The organism is Duganella sp. BJB1802, from assembly GCF_013369445.1.
GTDB classification, from domain to species: Bacteria; Pseudomonadota; Gammaproteobacteria; order Burkholderiales; family Burkholderiaceae_D; genus Rugamonas; species Rugamonas vulcania_A.
On sequence record NZ_JABWEF010000006.1, the window covers coordinates 312,760 to 328,986 of the forward strand.

Genomic DNA, 16,227 nt, shown 5'->3' on the forward strand with positions numbered 1-16,227 from the left:
GGGCCGCGCCATGACCGCTATCGCCATGAACCCGACCGCGCCGCTGGCCAGCCGCTTCGACCTGGGCCGCCTGATGGTGCACGCCACGCTGATCGCCTACACCGTGCTGGCGCTGTTCCCGATCGCGCTGATCCTGATTAACTCGGTCAAGACCCGCGCCGCCATCTTCGACGATCCGCTGGCGCTGCCGACGATGGAATCGCTGACCTTCATCGGCTTCCAGAAGGTCCTCGCCAGCACCAACTTCCTGCTCTACTTCGGCAACAGCCTATACGTGACATTGGCGGCGCTGCTGTGCATCGTGCTGTTCGGCGCCATGGCCGCGTGGGCGCTGTCGGAGTACAGCTTCATGGGCAACCGGGTGCTGACGTTGTTCCTCGCACTCGGCATCATGATCCCGATCCGCCTCGGCACGGTGTCGATCCTGGAGCTGATGGTCAAGCTGGACCTGGTCAATACCTTGTCTGCGCTGATCCTGGTGTACACGGCGCAGGGCCTGCCGCTGGCGATCATGATCCTGTCCGAATTCATGCGCCAGGTGCCGTCGGAACTGAAGGACGCGGCGCGCTGCGACGGCGTCGGCGAGGTGCGGATCTTCTTCCAGGTGATCCTGCCGCTGATACGGCCGGCGATTGCGACGGTGGCGGTGTTCACCATGATCCCGGCCTGGAACGACCTGTGGTTCCCGCTGATCCTGGCGCCGTCCGACCGCACCAAGACCGTCACGCTGGGCGTGCAGCAGTTCATCGGCCAGTACGTCACCGACTGGAATTCCGTGCTGGCGGCGCTGTCGTTGGCGGTGATCCCGATGCTGATTTTGTACGCGGTCTTCTCGCGTCAATTGATCCGCGGCCTGACGGCCGGCGCGGTCAAGTAACCCAACAACAGAAAGAGGAATGTAATGGCAAGTGTCAGCCTGAAGCAGCTGCGTAAATCCTACGATGGCAAGACCGATGTCCTGGCCGGCATCGACCTGGATATCGCGCACGGCGAGTTCGTGGTGCTGGTCGGCCCTTCCGGCTGCGGCAAATCGACGCTGCTGCGCATGTTGTGCGGCCTGGAGAGCATCACCGGAGGCAGCATGTCCATCGGCGACGAGGTGGTCAACCACCTGCCGCCGGCGGAACGCGGCATCGCCATGGTGTTCCAGAGTTATGCGCTGTATCCGCACATGACGGTGTACCAGAATATGGCCTTCGGCCTGAAGGTGGCGGGGCAGGGCAAGGCCGCGATCAAGGAGCGCATCACGCGCGCCGCCGCCACGCTGAAGATCGAGCACCTGCTGGAGCGCCTGCCGCGTGAACTGTCCGGCGGCCAGCGGCAGCGGGTGGCCATCGGCCGCGCCATCGTGCGCGAGCCGCGCCTGTTCCTGTTCGACGAGCCGCTCTCCAACCTGGACGCCGCGCTGCGCGTGCAAACCCGCCTGGAGATCGCCAAGCTGCACCGGCAGCTGGACGCCACCATCGTCTACGTCACGCACGACCAGGTCGAGGCGATGACCCTGGGCGACAAGATCGTCGTCATGCACGAGGGGCATATCCAGCAGGCCGGCACACCGCTGGACCTGTACCAGCAGCCGTGCAACCTGTTCGTCGCCAGTTTTATCGGCTCGCCGAAGATGAACCTGATGGCCGGCACCGTCGCCGAGGCGGGCGCCGGCGGTGTGCTGGTGCTGCTGCCCAGCGGCGAGGCGGTGCGCGCCTATGTCGACGGCAGCGGCCTGCGCACCGGCATGAAGGTCACGCTTGGCCTGCGCGCCGAGCATATCAACGAATCGCGCGCCGGTTCGGAAGTTTTCAAAGGCGAGGTCAGTGTGGTCGAACACCTGGGTGAAGCCAATTACATCTACGTCAGTCGAGAAGGTGCAGAAGACGTGGTGATACGCGGAGACGGCGAACGTCACGTCGAGATCGGACAGCCCATCGTCTTCTCGGCCGACAGCACCGCCTTCCACGTGTTTGACGAAGCGGGACGGGCGTTGCGGCGGCTGCGCCCGGGGAATATGGTATCGGCCGCGCGCAGCATGATGCGCAGCGTTTGATATCGATGCGGTTCATCTTTTTCACACAAGGAGAATTGAATGACTAAGCCGGTATTTAAGAAAAAACTACTACCTAACCTGATCGCGCTGGCGTTGAGCGGCGGCCTGGCGCCGCACTTGTACGCGGCCGATCCGGCTACGGCCGAAGCGGCACAGTCCAGCGACGCTGTACCGGCTGGTGAAACCGCAACCGTTGAAGTGCGCGGCATCCGCGAACGCCTCAAGCGCAACCTGGCCGAGAAGCGCGACTCCGGCAACGTGATCGACACCGTCACCGCCGAGGAAGTGGGCAAGTTCCCCGACAAGAACGTGGCGGATTCGTTGCAGCGCGTGCCGGGCATCTCCGTGGACCGCACCTGGGGCGAGGGCCGCGACATCTTCGTGCGCGGCACCGACAAGAACCTGAACCTGACGCAGTTGAACGGCCAGGCCGTGGCCTCGGGCTACTGGTGGAAGAACGATTCGCAGAGCCGTGGCTTCAACTACGACATCCTCGCGTCGGAACTGGTGGGCAGCATCGACGTGTACAAAAGCCCGTCGGCGGACCTGGACGAGGGCAGCATCGGCGGCCTGGTGATCGTCAAGACCCGCAAGCCGTTCCAACTGAAGCCGCTGGTGGCGCAGGTATCGGTCGAGGAGACCTATAGCAAGCTGCCGAAGAAAACCGATCCGCAGGTCTCCGGCCTGCTGAGCTGGACCAACGAGCAGAAGACCTTCGGCGCGCTGGTCGCCATCAGCCGCCAGCAGCGCACCATGCGCCGCGACGGTCTGGAAAACTTCACCGATTCGACCAAGTACAACATCGTCGACCAGAATGGCGTCGTCACGCCGGGCGCCTATGCGTCGTGGGGCGGTGGCTCGGCCATCTTCCGCCAGGACCGCAAGCGCACCACCGGCGACATCACCCTGCAGGCCCGCCCGAACGCCAACACCGACCTCTCGCTGAACTACATGAACTCGGACATGAGCATGGACAACAGCAACCAGAACTATCTATGGGAGGCGGGCGGCCTGGCGGATGCGAAGGGCAACATCGCCGTCACCAATCCGAAGTTCATCACCACCTCCGACGGCACCAAGGCGCTGGTCGGCGGCACGGTCGGCCCGACGGGCGGCGTGTCGTTCGAGCCTATCTTCCGCCAGTCCTACGTCAAGTCGGAAGTGCTGGACCTGGAAGGAACCTACGATGCCGACAACTGGAAATTCCACGGACAGGCCGGTACCACCAAGGGTTCGGGCGGCAGCGACCATGACCGCAACTTCTGGTTCGTCGGGAATACCCGCACCACCTTCAACATCGCGCCGGACACCTATGAGGTCAAGTACCAGGACATCAATCCGCTCGACCCGAGCAAGTTGACGCTGCAAAGCTCGCGCGACTGGATCCGCCGCATGGAGACCAAGGAGAACTACGCGCAGGGCGACCTGACGCTGGACCTGAACAACGGCTTCTTCAAGTCGGTCAAGGTCGGCGCCAAGTTCCGCGACACCACGGTGCAGAACCATCGCACCATCGGTACCGATGGTCCTGGCAATCCTGGCTGGCAGTCGTTCTCGCTGGCGGACCTGTCGACCGGCGCCTCGCCGCTGTTGAGCCAAAAGGCCGCCAATCCCGGTTCGCTGACCCAGTATGCGTGGGTGGACGATGGCCTGGCCTATTCCAAGGGCTTCCCGATGTACGACAAGGGCATGGTCTACGCGGAAGCCAAGGGCGAGTACTACAAGATCAAGGAAAAGATCTACGCGACTTACGCCCGTGCGGACTTCGCCACCGGTGGATGGCGTGGCGACTTCGGTGCGCGTATCGTCAAGACCGACCAGACCTCCGAGGCGTACCAGGACCTGACCGGCTCGGGCAACTACACACTGGCCAACGTCAGCCGCAGCTACACCGACGTGCTGCCCAATCTGAACGCGGTCTACTCCGTCAACAAGGACCTGCTGGTGCGCGGCGCTATTGCGCGCGTGATGGCGCGTAACACCTACAGCGATTTGAGCGCCAGCACGGAAGTCAGCGGCACCACCAACGCCGCCACCTCCGGCAATCCGTTGCTCAAGCCTTACCACGCCAACCAGGCGGAGATCGGCGCGGAGTGGTACTACGCCGACGCGTCGCTGCTGTCCGCCACGCTGTTTGCGAAGAAGCTGGATACGTTCATCTACACGCAAACGACGCAGGAGAACGTGGCGGGCGTGATGCGGCCGGTCAGCCGTCCGTACAACGCCAACAACGGCGAAACCGTCAACGGCCTGGAACTGCAATGGCAGCAGGCGTTCAGCAGCGGCTTCGGCGCCATCGTCAACTACACCTACACCGACGCCAAGACTGGTGCCAATGCGGGCGGCGTGAAGTTGAACGTGGTGGGCAACTCGCGCAACCAGGCCAACATCACCGGCTTCTTCGAGAAGAACGGCTACAGTGCGCGGCTGTCGTACAACTACCGTTCCAAGGCCTACGGCGCGCTGGATGAAGGCGGCCAGGACGTGACCAGCGCCTACGGCCAGTGGGACGCTTCGGCAAGCTGGGATATCACGCCGAAGATCAGCCTTTACCTCACGGCGGTGAACATCACCAATGAAGTCATCCGCACCAACACCACCGATGGTTTGCCGGTGGGCGTGTACGAAAATGGCGCGCGTTACAGCGTTGGCTTGAAAGCCAAGTTCTAAAAAAGCTGGGCGCGCCGTCGCGCCGATGGCGGGACAAATATCGATTTGATCGGGAGAGCAATGATGTCGCATCAGAGTGCCAAGAAAAAGTTAATGAGTCTCGCCATCGGCAGCGCTTGCGCTGTCATGGCCGGCGCGGCGGGCGCCCAGCAACAGGAGGCCGATGCTTCGGCCATCGCCACCAAGGACCAGGTGGCGGAGGTCAAGGTGACGGCGACGCGCCATTCCACGTCGCTGCTCAAGACGCCGGTGGCGGTAACGGCGGTGACGCAGGAAGCGCTTAGCCGCGACGGCATCACCGACGTGCGCGGCTTGAGCGGCCAGATCCCCAACCTGCAATTGGGGACGTCGAACGACGGCAGCGGCGGCGTGCAGATCGCCATCCGTGGCGTGAGCAGTTCCGACTTCACGGAGATCGGCAACCCGGCGGTCGGCCTGCACGTGGCGGGCCTGTATCAGCCGCGCCCACAGGCCGCGCTGGCGCTGATGTTCGACCTGGACCAGGTCGAGGTGCTGCGTGGTCCGCAGGGGACGCTGTTCGGCCGTAACTCGACCGGCGGCAGCATCAACATCATCCCGGCCAAGCCGGAATTCGGCAGCAGCTATGGCACCGTCGAGGCGGACGTTGGCACCTATCGCGGACGCCAGGTATCGGCGGTGCAGAACATCCCGGTCAGCGACAATTTCGCGCTGCGCGTCACGGCCATGAAGATCAAGCGTGACGGCTACATCAACCAGCAGCAGGACTTCTACGCCGCGAACTTTCCGGCGCTGGGCATCGTGCCCTCGCGCGACGCGGCCGGTAACATCATCCCCGACGTCGACCAGCGCTTCAACAAGAAGGTCGGCGCCGACAAGTACTACACCAACAAGGACGAATACGCGGCGCGCCTGCAGGCCCGCTGGAAGATTCGCCCCGATCTGGACTGGCGCCTGACCTACGAGAAGTACCAGAACAACGGCGCCGGCGACTTGCCGATCAAGGATTGCGAACAGGCGGCCGGCACGCCGTATGCCTGCACCGGCGGCCAATGGGACGTGAAGGTCAACGTGCCCGGCGTGATGGACATGACCATCGACACCGTGCGCAGCGGCCTAGTTTGGGACCTGAATCCGTCCACCACCATCGAATACAACGCCTCGTGGTCGAGCCAGAAACGGCGAGAGATCCAGGACAGCGACAGCGGCTACCAGCCTATCGAAAGCGAATTGGCCACGCGCCCCGGTACGTCGCCGTTCAACGACTACGCCACCTACACCACGGCGTCGAAGTACGTCTCCACGGTCCACGAGCTGCAACTGCGCGGCAAGTACGACCGCCTGCGTTACGTGGCGGGCCTGTTCTGGATGCACGAGAAGAACAGCATCGACTACGCGCAGGACTACCTGGGGGCGTCGTGGGGCACGTATGGCTTCCCGGCCGAGTCCTACTTCTATCACCAGGCCGACCGCCAGTCCGATTCCAAGGCCATCTTCGCGCAGGCCGACTGGGAATTCGCGCCGACCTGGAACCTGACCGTGGGCGGCCGCATGACGCGCGACACCCGCAAGGACGTCGGCGGCCAGTATTGGGACACCGCGTTCTCGGACGACCCGGCGATCTACTTCAAGGGCCTGCACAACCCCGGCACGCCGGGTACGCCGGGCTTCGTGCCCTTCAACAGCTCGGACCTGAAGCCTGGCATGGGCGGCTACTACGGCGCGGGAGGCTTCGATTCGTCCATCCATCCGGTGATCAGCGACGATTCGGACGCATGGAAGAAATTCACCTGGCGCCTGGGCCTGAGCCGCCAACTGACGCCGCGCGACCTGGTCTACACCTCGCTGTCGACCGGCTACAAGGCCGGTGGCTTCAGCGACAAGGAGGATATCTGCCGCACCGGCTTGAACGGCAACTGCGCCGGCATGACGCCGGGACCGCACTACACCAACATGCCGTGGAATCCCGAGACGCTGACCAACTTCGAGCTGGGTTACAAGGGCCGCCTGCTGAACAACAAGCTGACCTTCTCGGCCACCGCGTTCTACAGCCGTTACAAGGACATGCAGCTGACCGGCGGCGTCACGGTCGGAAAGATCATTCCGAAGATACCGTGCACCGCCACCAATCCATACTGCGACAGCGTGGTCATTTACGGCACGCAGAACGCGGCGCAGGCGAACATCTCCGGCCTGGAGATCGAAGGCGAATACAAGCCGTGGCCTGGTTCGCACATCGGTTATTCGTACTCGCACCTGAAGGCGGTCATCAAGTCCTATCCGACCTACAGCGAGGACAGCTCGATCAGCTGTAACATCCGCGACAAGTACGGCGCGCCGCCTTGCGTGGCGTATGAAGGCACGGACCCTCTGTTCGCCGGCAAATTCCCGCTGAATATCGCGGGCAACCGCTTGCCGTATGCGCCCGCCAACACGTTGAACCTGAGCGCTTCGCAGGACTTCGCGATCGGCGATTACACGCTCACGCCATGGATCTCGGCGCGCTGGCAGGACAAGATGTACTTCTCGCTGCGGAATCTGGATAATCCACACATCTCCGACGCGCAGAAGGCCTACACGACGGTCGATGCGGCGCTCAAGCTGGTTTCTCCGAGCGGCAAATGGCATCTGGAGGCATACGTGAAAAACTGGGGCCAGACGCTGGCGAAGAATTATGCAAGCGTGGTCGATCCCGGCTACGTCACGGCGTCCTACAATGATCCGCGCGTCTACGGCATCCGCTTCGGCGCCACCTGGTAAAAGAAAAGGAATCGAATGCGTAAGCAGATCAAGTACAGTGGTTTCGTTTTGGCCTCATGGCTGATGGCGTCGATGGCTGGCGGCGCGGTCGCCGGAGTGGCGCCCGAAGCCAAGCCCGTGGCCGGGCAGGGCGCGTTGGCCGGCGTGGTGAACGGCGCGCAGATCCGCTTGCGCTGGGAGCTGGTGCGCAATGTGTTCACGTCGGAAGCGCCGGGCGGCGGCACGCATGCGCGCCTGATCCTCACTAATCTGGGCCAGCAGCCCTTGCCGCCCAAGGGCTGGACGCTGTACTTCAACGTCATGGACGGCGTTGCGACGGGACCGCTGGAAGGCAACCTGCTGCTGGAGCAGGTCGCCGGCAATCTGTTCCGCATTCGGCCTGCGCCCGGCTTTGCCGGCGTGCCGGCAGGGCAGACGCTGAACATCGCCTACTACCATCCGGACCTGGTGATTAAACTGGCCAAGGCGCCGATCGGCCCTTACCTTGTTTATGACGCCGCCCCGGATGTCGGCCAGGCCATCGCGGACTACGAGCTGCTGCCGGTCACTCGCCCGGAGCAGCTGGACAAGGGCAGCAGCGGCGCCAAGCCGGTTGTCACGGTGCAGGACACCTATCGCCGCAACGCCAACGCCGACTGGATGCCGGCAGCCGCGCTGCCGCCGGTGTTCCCGACGCCGCAGCATCTGCAGACGGGCGGCGGCAGGTTGCGACTGGCGGCGCTGCCGGTCATCGTCGCACCGGCCGCACTGAAAACGGAAGCCGCGTTTGCGCGTTCGCTGTTCCCGGCCAACCTGCCCGCTGGCGGCGCCGGCTCGCCCGCACTGCGCCTGAGCGTGGCCCAGGTGCCCGGTTCCACCTCGCCGGAAGCCTACACGCTGACCATTAAGGCCGGCAGCGGCATCGACATCGTCGGCAACAGCGCCGCCGGCGTCGCCTACGGCCTGCAATCGCTGCGCGACCTGCTGCCGCTGCCGGGCGCCGCCAGCATCGACCTGCCGGAGCTGACCATCACCGACGCACCGCGTTTCGAATATCGCGGCTTCCAGCTGGACGTGGGCCGCAACTTCCACACCAAGCAGACCGTGTTCAAGCTGCTGGACCTGATGGCGCGCTACAAGCTCAATAAATTCCACTTCCACCTGACCGAGGACGAGGGCTGGCGCCTGGAGATCGCCGGCCTGCCCGAACTGACCAGTATCGGCGCGGTGCGCGGCCACAGCGCCAAGCCAGGCGTGCGCCTGCAACCGGCCTACGGCTCCGGCCCCGATCCGGCCGACGCCAGCGGCAGCGGCTACTACACCCGCGCCGACTACATCGAGATCCTGCGCTACGCCGCCGCGCGCCACATCGACGTGATCCCCGAGATCGAGATGCCTGGCCACGCCCGCGCCGCCGTCAAGGCGATGGAAGCGCGCTACCTGCGCCTGAAAGCCGCAGGCAAGGCGGATGCCGCCAAGTACCTGCTCAACGACCCGGCCGACAAATCGGTCTACAAATCGGCACAGCTGTACAACGACCACGTGATCAACCCAGGTCTGGAGTCCAGCTTCACCTTCATCGACCACGTCATCGGGCAGGTCGCGGACATGTACAAGGAGGCCGGCGTGCCGCTGCACACCATCCACGTCGGCGGCGACGAGCTGCCCGGCGGCGCATGGGAGCAGTCGCCAGCCAGCCGCGCGGTCATGCAGAAGAAAAAGCTGGAGAGCACCGCCGAACTGTGGGACTACTTCTATGACCGCGTCGACGCCATCCTGCGCAAGCGCGGGCTGTACGCCTCCGGCTGGGAAGAGCTGGCGGCGCGCGGCACCAAGCTGAATGGGGAACACAAGCTGATACCGAATCCGCACTTCACGCAGCGCGGCTTCAGCGCCTACGTCTGGAACAACACCGAAGGCGCCGAGGACTTCGCCTACCGCCTGGCCAATGCCGGCTACGACATCGTGCTGGCCCCGGTGACCAAGATGTACATGGACATGGCCTACAACGCCAACCCTGACGAACCGGGCGTGAACTGGGGCGACTATGTGGAACTCGACACGGTCTACGACTTCATCCCGCTGGACTACCTGAAGAACGCCAATCCGCCGCTGGCCGGAAAGGACCGGCTGACCGACTACGGCAAGCGCCGCATACGCGGGCTGGAAGCGACGCTGTTCACCGAAACCGTACGTACTCCCGAGCGTATCGACTACCTCGTCATGCCACGTCTGCTGGCGATGGCCGAACGCTCTTGGGCGCCCGATCCCGCATGGGCCACGGAGACCGACGCCGCCAAAGCCGCCGCGCTGCACCGCACCGCGTGGTCCGGCTTCGTCAACACGCTGAGCCAGCGTGTGCTGCCGCGCCTCGACCTGGAGCACACCGGCGTCGATTACCGCATCGCGCCGCCGGGTTTGATGCTGGACGGCGGCAAGGTGCTGGTCAATCACGTCCTGCCGGGCATCGCCATGCGCTACACCAGCGACGGCGGCGAGCCGAATACCAATAGCAAACCAGTGAGCGGGCCGATATCGGACAAGGGTTCGATCAAAGTGGCGGCTTTCGACCGCAACGGCAGGATGGGCAAGGTGTCGCGCATCGACAACCCTTGAACGGGCTGCGCGCACGCCGGGCATACCAATTAGTCCCGGCGGCTATCTTCTCCGTTATAATCGTGGCACTGTTTAGTTCGGGATAACGAGTGATAGCGTCGATAGAAAAAGTGGCCTTGCCGAGGTTCGACTGGTTACGCTTTCGTTCGACCGCCCGCCGCGCCACGCCGGCGCGGGCGTGGTCCTTCGGCCTGCTGGCCGCGGCCTGCGCCTTCAACTGCGGCGCGCTGAATATCGCCCACGCCGCGCAACAGCCCCAGTCCGCACCAGTAGGCGCCGGCGCGCCCGCCGCCTCCCTCAACACGCTACAGGTGCTGCACTGGTGGACGTCCAGCAGCGAACGCAAGGCAGCCAACGCGCTGGCCGCGCGCATGGCCGACGAAGGCCTCGAATGGAAGGACGCCGCCATCCCCGGTGGCGCAGGCCTCGGGGCCGGCAAGGTGCTCAAGAGCCGCGTGCTGGCTGGCGACGCGCCGGAAGTCACGCAGATCATCGGCGTCTCCGTCGCGGAGTGGGCGGAACTGGGCCTGCTGCTGGAGATTGACAACGTCGCCAGTGCCGGCAACTGGAACGGCTTCCTGTTCCCCACCATCCAGGCGCTGATCCAGCACCGCAAGCACGTCGTCGCCGCGCCGCTCGGGATCCACCGCGTCAATACGCTGTACTACAACCGCGCGCTGTTCGCGCAACTCAAATTGTCGCCGCCGCAGACCTGGGACGAGTTCCAAAGCGCCGCGCTCAAGTTCAAGGCCGCCGGCATCATGCCGCTGGCGCAGAGCAGCGAATCCTGGCAGGTGGCCGCGCTGTTCGAGAACCTGGTGCTGGCCGAGAGCGGGCCTGAGTTCTACCGCGAGCTGTTCGTGCGCCGCAATCCGGCCGCCGCCGCAGACCGCCGCACCGCCGAGGCGCTGGAGCGGCTGCGCGTCGTCAAGGGTTGGATCAGCGGCCAGCTGGACGAGCGTCCGTGGCCGGAAGTGGTGCGCCAGTTCGCGCGGCGCGAGGCGGCGATGATGATCATGGGCGACTGGGCCAAGCCGGAGCTGGCCGAACGCGGCATGGCGCTGGACGAGGACTACGCCTGTGGCACCGCCCCCGGCACCGCCAAGTACCACCTGTACAGCGTCGACACGCTGACCATGTTCGCCGGCGACTACCGCCACATGCAATCGCAGGAGAAGATGGCGCGGCTGCTGGTGTCGCCGCAGGTACAGGCGGAATACAACACGCTCAAGGGCGCGGTGCCGGTGCGGCGCGACGCCGACCTGTCGAAAATGGACAGCTGCGCGCGTGCCTCCTGGACCACCTTCGCGCAAGGCGCGGCGGTGCAGGCTCCCAGCCTGGTGCACCGCATGGCCACCGATGAAGCCAGCCGCGACGCCATCATCGCCGAAATCCACCGTTATTTTCTAGACGACAGGGCCACGCCCGCCGAGGCGCAGCGCCGCCTTGGGGCGTTGTTCCGACTGTTTAACCTCAGAAGCCAAGGAGCACCCGGTGCGCAAGATACTGATCGTAGACGATGACCAAAAGACCCGCGTCCTGCTCAAGACCTACCTGGAGAAAAACCAGTACGAGGTGATCCTGTCGCACAACGGCGAGAGCTTCCTGGCCGAGCTGCACGCGCATTCCGAGCAGCTGTCGCTGGTGATCCTGGACGTGATGCTGCCCGATACCGACGGCTTCGCGCTGTGCAAGCAGGTGCGCCAGCGCTCGAATGTCCCCATCATCATGCTGACGGCCAGCTCCGACGAGACCGACCGCATCGTCGGCCTGGAACTGGGCGCGGACGACTACATCGCCAAGCCATACAGCCCGCGCGAGCTGCTGGCCCGCATCAAGGCCATCCTGCGCCGCACCGCGCTGGAGACGCCGTCGGCGCGCTACTACCGCTTCGTCGGATTCACGCTGGACCTGATGGAGCGCAAGGTGCTCGACAACGCCGGCACCGTGATCGCGCTGACGGGGCTGGACTTCCAGCTGCTGAAATACTTTGTCGAACATCCGGGCGTGATCCTGGACCGTAGCGTGCTGTGCGAGGAAACCCGCGGCCGCGACGCCGGCCCGCTGGACCGCTCGCTGGACGTGCAGATCAGCCGCCTGCGCCTGCGCCTCAACGACGACGGCAAGCAGCCCGCCTTGATCAAGACCGTGCGCGGCGCCGGCTACGTGTTCTCGGCGGACGTCAGCGTCTCGCATGCGTAAGTCTGCGCTGGAGCGGCTGCGCCGCATCTGGCCGCAGTCGCTGCTGGGCCGCCTGATGCTGGTGATGGCCGCCGGTTTGCTGGTGACGCAGCTGGCGGCCAGCGTGATCTGGGCCAGCCAGCTGCGCGCCAAGGCGCAGGTGGAGGCGCAATCGGCGTCGCAGTACATGGCGCATGGCGCGTCCGGCGCGATCCGCTTCTTCCGCAGCCTGCCGCCGAACTACCGCCTGCTGCTGATCCAGCAGCTGCGCGAGATGGGCGGCACGCGCTTCTTCGTCAACCTCAATCACGCCTACGTGCCGGTCCAGCAGATCGCCGAACATCCACTGGCCAGCAGCGTGCTGGCGACGGTGGGCGCCACGTTGAAGAGCGACCTGCCGCATTCGCCCAGCTTCCACCTGGCCTTCGCCTGGCCGGACCAGTTGGTGGTGTCGGAGGACGGCGTCCACCTGGGCGACCTGCCGGACGCCTGGGTCCAGCACATCCTGCTGCTGCAGCCGGACCCCGCGCCGATCTTGGTGATCCAGACCGAGATCGAGCCTGGCAACTGGCTGTACATGGCGGCGCTGATGCCCAACCCGTACTTCTTGAGCAGTAACGATCCGCTGGCGTGGGATCGGCTGTCGCTGCAAGGGCTGTCGCTGGCGGTGGTGCTGCTGCTTTGCCTGTTGGTGGTGCGCTGGATCACGCGTCCGCTGGCCGCCTTGTCCGACGCCGCCGCAGCCTTCGGCCAAGGGCAGGACGACCGCGCGCCGCCGCTGCCGGAAACGGGCAGCCGTGAATTCATCAACACCGCGCGCGCCTTCAGCGCCATGCGCGAACGCATCCAGCGCTACATCGAGGACCGCGAGCGCCTGTTCATCTCCATCTCGCACGACTTGCGCACGCCGATCACGCGCCTCAAGCTGCGCTCCGAACTGCTGGACGACGAAGCGCTGCGCAACGAGTTCGAGGAAGACCTCGATGAACTGGACATGATGGTCAAAGGCGCGCTGCAATGCGTGAAGGACAGCGACATCCACGAGAACCCGGCCGAGGTCAAACTCGACGCGCTGCTGGGCCGCCTGGTGCGCAGCGCGCGGCTGGGCGGGCACGAGGTGGGTTATCGCGACAGCGGCATCACGGTGCGCGCCAAGCCGCTGGCCTTGAAGCGCGCCATCGGCAACCTGCTGGACAACGCCCTGTACTACGGCGACCGCGCCGAAATCAGCGTCACCAGTGAACCGGGCGCGGTGGCGATCGCCGTGCGCGACCACGGCCCCGGCGTGCCGGACGACGCCTTCGCCAGCCTGTTCGATCCCTACGTGCGGCTGGCCCACGGTCGCGAGCAGAACGACGCCGGCATGGGCCTGGGACTGGGCATCGCCCGCAGCGTGATCGAGGCGCACGGCGGCCAGCTGGTGCTGGAGAACCATCCCGAGGGCGGCCTCAATGCCACCATCCGATTGCCGGCGTGAGCGGAAATGCGACAGCCGCGCAATACATTTTGTAAGCCTCTGTGAAGTTTTGTTGCAGCGGCGATGCCGGCGCCGGGCAGGGCGCATCCGCGAGCGTAAGGAACTGTAAGCGGCGGCCACGCTTAACCAATGAAATCAAAGGCTTATCCCTGTTCGCCTGTGGCTGGCGAAGATGATAACGTTTGCAACAGCTAAACAAACACCGAAAGTCCACGATCAATGAAAACACAGCATCAACGTTCGCAAGCCATCGATGTGCTGCGCGGCCTCACGGTCGCGCTGATGATCATGGTGAACATGCCGGGCACGCCGGCCACCACCTACGCGCCCTTCCTGCACGCCGAATGGCACGGCCTGACGCTGACCGACCTGGTGTTCCCGACCTTTATGTTCGTGGTCGGCACGGCGCTCAGCTTCACGCTGGAGAAGTACGAGGGCATGGGCGAGGCGGCGGTGCTGAAGAAGATATTCACCCGCACCGCGCTGATCTTCCTGTGCGGCTTCCTGATGTACTGGTATCCGTTCTTCAGTATCGAGGGTGGATCGCTTACTGTGCTGCCGCTGTCCGATACCCGTATCTTCGGTGTACTGCAACGGATCGCGCTGGGTTACTGCGCCGGTTCGCTGATCCTGCATTACTGGAAGGAGAAGGGCGCCATCGTGTTTGCGGTGGTGGCCTTGTTCGGCTACTGGGCCTTGATGTACTGGTTCGGCGATTACACGCTGGCCGGCAATGCGCAGCGCAAGCTGGACCTGCTGGTGCTGGGCGAGGCGCATATGTACCACGGCGAGGGCATCGCCTTCGACCCGGAAGGGATATTGAGCACGCTGCCGTCCATCGTCAACGTGCTGGCCGGGTACTTTGCCGGCCGCCTGGTGCGCCGCCTTGGCGCCAGCTACGAGAGCATCGCCAAGCTGACCATGTCGGCCGCCGTGTTGGCTGTACTGGCACTGTGCTGGAGCAGTGTATTCCCGCTCAATAAAAAACTGTGGACCAGTTCCTACACGTTGATCACCATCGCCATCGACCTGTTCACGCTGTCGCTGCTGCTGTACGTGATCGACATGCTGGGCAAGCGTGGTTGGACCTACTTCTTCGAAGTCTTCGGCCGCAACACGCTGTTCATCTACTTGTTCAGCGAAGTGGTGGCGAGCACCTTCTTCCTGCTGAAGATCGGCGACCTCAATGTATTCGATTGGGTCTATCTCAACCTGTTCCGGCCCTGGGCCGGCGCCTACAACGGCACGCTGTTGTGGGCGGTGGTGTACATGCTGGGCTGCTGGTCGGTCGGCTATGTGCTGGACCGGAAAAAGATTTATATCAAACTCTGATTGGAGAAAAAAATGAAAAAACTGTTGATGGCCACCTGTGTCGCGGCCACGCTGGCGGGCTGCGGCGGCTCCGGTTCCGCCGGCCAGGAGTCGCCACGCGCCATGGCGCGCATGGCCAACCTGACGGCGGCGCGCAACGGCACCTCGTCCGGCGTCTCGGTCGATGTGGCCGATGAGCGCACGGCGTCGGCCGCAGCTCCCGCCAGCAAGGCGCTGGCCAACGGCAAGATGGTGCTGGCCTACTATTCGGGCTACAGCAACAACTACAACTCGCTGACCAAGTTCTACGCCAACGTCAACGCGGTCTCCATCGACTTCTGGAACATGGCCAGCGACGGCACGGTGGTCGGCAATGGCGACCCGACGCCGACCAACGCCATCACCTTCCTCAAGTCCAAGGGCATCGCGATCTACGGCTGCATTTCCAACGTCTCGGCCACCGCGCCCGATGGCTGGGACCCTGAGCTGTCGCACGCCGTCACCGGCGCCAAGCGCGCGGCCTCGGTGGCCAACCTGGTCAGCTTCGCCAAGGCCAACGGCTTCGCCGGCATCAACATCGACTTCGAAGAGGTGGACCAGGCCGACCGCAAGAACATGAGCGACTTCGCCGCCGCGCTGGCGACGGCCCTGCACGCGCAGGGCATGAAGCTGATCATGACCGTGCCGGCGTTCTCCTTCACCGATGAAAACAACAGCCACAACCTGGCCTTCGACCTGCAGGCGCTGGGGCAGGCGGCCGACTACGTCCAGGTGATGACCTACGACGAGACCATCCCGTCCTGGGCGTCCGGTCCGGTGGCGGGTTCCGACTGGATGGAGAACGCCCTCGACTACGCTACCAGCAAGGTGCCGGCGTCCAAGGTGTTGAACGGCATCCCGGCCTACGGCTACGACTGGATCGCCGAGGGCGACGGCAGCCAGCTGTTCTGGCGTAACGTGCCCGCGCTGCTGAGCAAGTACCACGTCACGCCCAAGTACGACAACAACGCCAACGCCATCAGCTTCAACTACACGGCCGGCGGCCGGAAGCATACGGTATGGAACGAGAACGCCAAAAGCGTGACCCTGAAAACCAGCCTGGTCGGCGCCTACGGCCTGGCCGGCACCTCGATCTACGCCTTCGGCATGGAGGACGCCAGCTTCTGGACCGCCGTCAACGCCGGCCTGAACCAGTAATCGGGTAATCCCCCCG

The 16,227-nt window shown here is 64.5% G+C and carries 10 protein-coding genes; all 10 read left to right on the forward strand.

Going from position 1 to position 16,227, the window contains the following annotated elements:
• Positions 1 to 10: 10 nt before the first annotated feature.
• The 10 genes from HUX88_RS12575 (at position 11) to HUX88_RS12620 (ending at position 16,211) form a co-directional block, all read left to right on the forward strand.
• Positions 11 to 877, forward strand: a complete 867-nt coding sequence (locus HUX88_RS12575; RefSeq protein ID WP_117013486.1) for a carbohydrate ABC transporter permease — start codon at positions 11 to 13, stop codon at positions 875 to 877.
• 24 nt (positions 878 to 901) lie between these two features.
• Positions 902 to 2,041: an ABC transporter ATP-binding protein gene (locus tag HUX88_RS12580; RefSeq protein ID WP_176361978.1), complete on the forward strand. Its 1,140-nt coding sequence runs from the start codon at positions 902 to 904 to the stop codon at positions 2,039 to 2,041.
• A gap of 39 nt (positions 2,042 to 2,080) precedes the next feature.
• On the forward strand, positions 2,081 to 4,711 hold the full coding sequence (locus HUX88_RS12585) for a TonB-dependent receptor (protein ID WP_176361979.1): 2,631 nt from the start codon (positions 2,081 to 2,083) through the stop codon (positions 4,709 to 4,711).
• 93 nt (positions 4,712 to 4,804) lie between these two features.
• The gene (locus HUX88_RS12590) at positions 4,805 to 7,450 is read left to right on the forward strand and encodes a TonB-dependent receptor (RefSeq protein WP_229213229.1); all 2,646 of its coding nucleotides are present in this window, start codon (positions 4,805 to 4,807) and stop codon (positions 7,448 to 7,450) included.
• A gap of 15 nt (positions 7,451 to 7,465) precedes the next feature.
• Positions 7,466 to 10,045, forward strand: coding sequence for a family 20 glycosylhydrolase (locus HUX88_RS12595; RefSeq protein WP_176361980.1), 2,580 nt, complete (start codon positions 7,466 to 7,468; stop codon positions 10,043 to 10,045).
• 89 nt (positions 10,046 to 10,134) lie between these two features.
• On the forward strand, positions 10,135 to 11,568 hold the full coding sequence (locus tag HUX88_RS12600; RefSeq protein ID WP_117013490.1) for an ABC transporter substrate-binding protein: 1,434 nt from the start codon (positions 10,135 to 10,137) through the stop codon (positions 11,566 to 11,568).
• The gene (locus HUX88_RS12605; RefSeq protein WP_117013491.1) at positions 11,540 to 12,247 is read left to right on the forward strand and encodes a response regulator; all 708 of its coding nucleotides are present in this window, start codon (positions 11,540 to 11,542) and stop codon (positions 12,245 to 12,247) included. The genes HUX88_RS12600 and HUX88_RS12605 overlap by 29 nt, the downstream gene beginning before the upstream one ends.
• Positions 12,240 to 13,703, forward strand: a complete 1,464-nt coding sequence (locus HUX88_RS12610; protein ID WP_117013492.1) for an ATP-binding protein — start codon at positions 12,240 to 12,242, stop codon at positions 13,701 to 13,703. The genes HUX88_RS12605 and HUX88_RS12610 overlap by 8 nt, the downstream gene beginning before the upstream one ends.
• Positions 13,704 to 13,922: 219 nt before the next feature.
• Positions 13,923 to 15,035, forward strand: a complete 1,113-nt coding sequence (locus tag HUX88_RS12615) for an acyltransferase family protein (RefSeq protein ID WP_176361981.1) — start codon at positions 13,923 to 13,925, stop codon at positions 15,033 to 15,035.
• Positions 15,036 to 15,047: 12 nt separating this feature from the next.
• The gene (locus tag HUX88_RS12620; protein ID WP_176361982.1) at positions 15,048 to 16,211 is read left to right on the forward strand and encodes a glycosyl hydrolase family 18 protein; all 1,164 of its coding nucleotides are present in this window, start codon (positions 15,048 to 15,050) and stop codon (positions 16,209 to 16,211) included.
• The last annotated feature ends 16 nt before the right edge of the window (positions 16,212 to 16,227 follow it).

What these genes read in the sequence shown, in the direction of transcription:
- HUX88_RS12575 (WP_117013486.1), top strand. Translation starts at nt 11, where the DNA reads ATGACCGCTATCGCCATGAACCCGACCGCGCCGCTGGCCAGCCGCTTC.
- HUX88_RS12580 (WP_176361978.1), top strand. Translation starts at nt 902, where the DNA reads ATGGCAAGTGTCAGCCTGAAGCAGCTGCGTAAATCCTACGATGGCAAG.
- HUX88_RS12585 (WP_176361979.1), top strand. Translation starts at nt 2,081, where the DNA reads ATGACTAAGCCGGTATTTAAGAAAAAACTACTACCTAACCTGATCGCG.
- HUX88_RS12590 (WP_229213229.1), top strand. Translation starts at nt 4,805, where the DNA reads ATGAGTCTCGCCATCGGCAGCGCTTGCGCTGTCATGGCCGGCGCGGCG.
- HUX88_RS12595 (WP_176361980.1), top strand. Translation starts at nt 7,466, where the DNA reads ATGCGTAAGCAGATCAAGTACAGTGGTTTCGTTTTGGCCTCATGGCTG.
- HUX88_RS12610 (WP_117013492.1), top strand. Translation starts at nt 12,240, where the DNA reads ATGCGTAAGTCTGCGCTGGAGCGGCTGCGCCGCATCTGGCCGCAGTCG.
- HUX88_RS12615 (WP_176361981.1), top strand. Translation starts at nt 13,923, where the DNA reads ATGAAAACACAGCATCAACGTTCGCAAGCCATCGATGTGCTGCGCGGC.
- HUX88_RS12620 (WP_176361982.1), top strand. Translation starts at nt 15,048, where the DNA reads ATGAAAAAACTGTTGATGGCCACCTGTGTCGCGGCCACGCTGGCGGGC.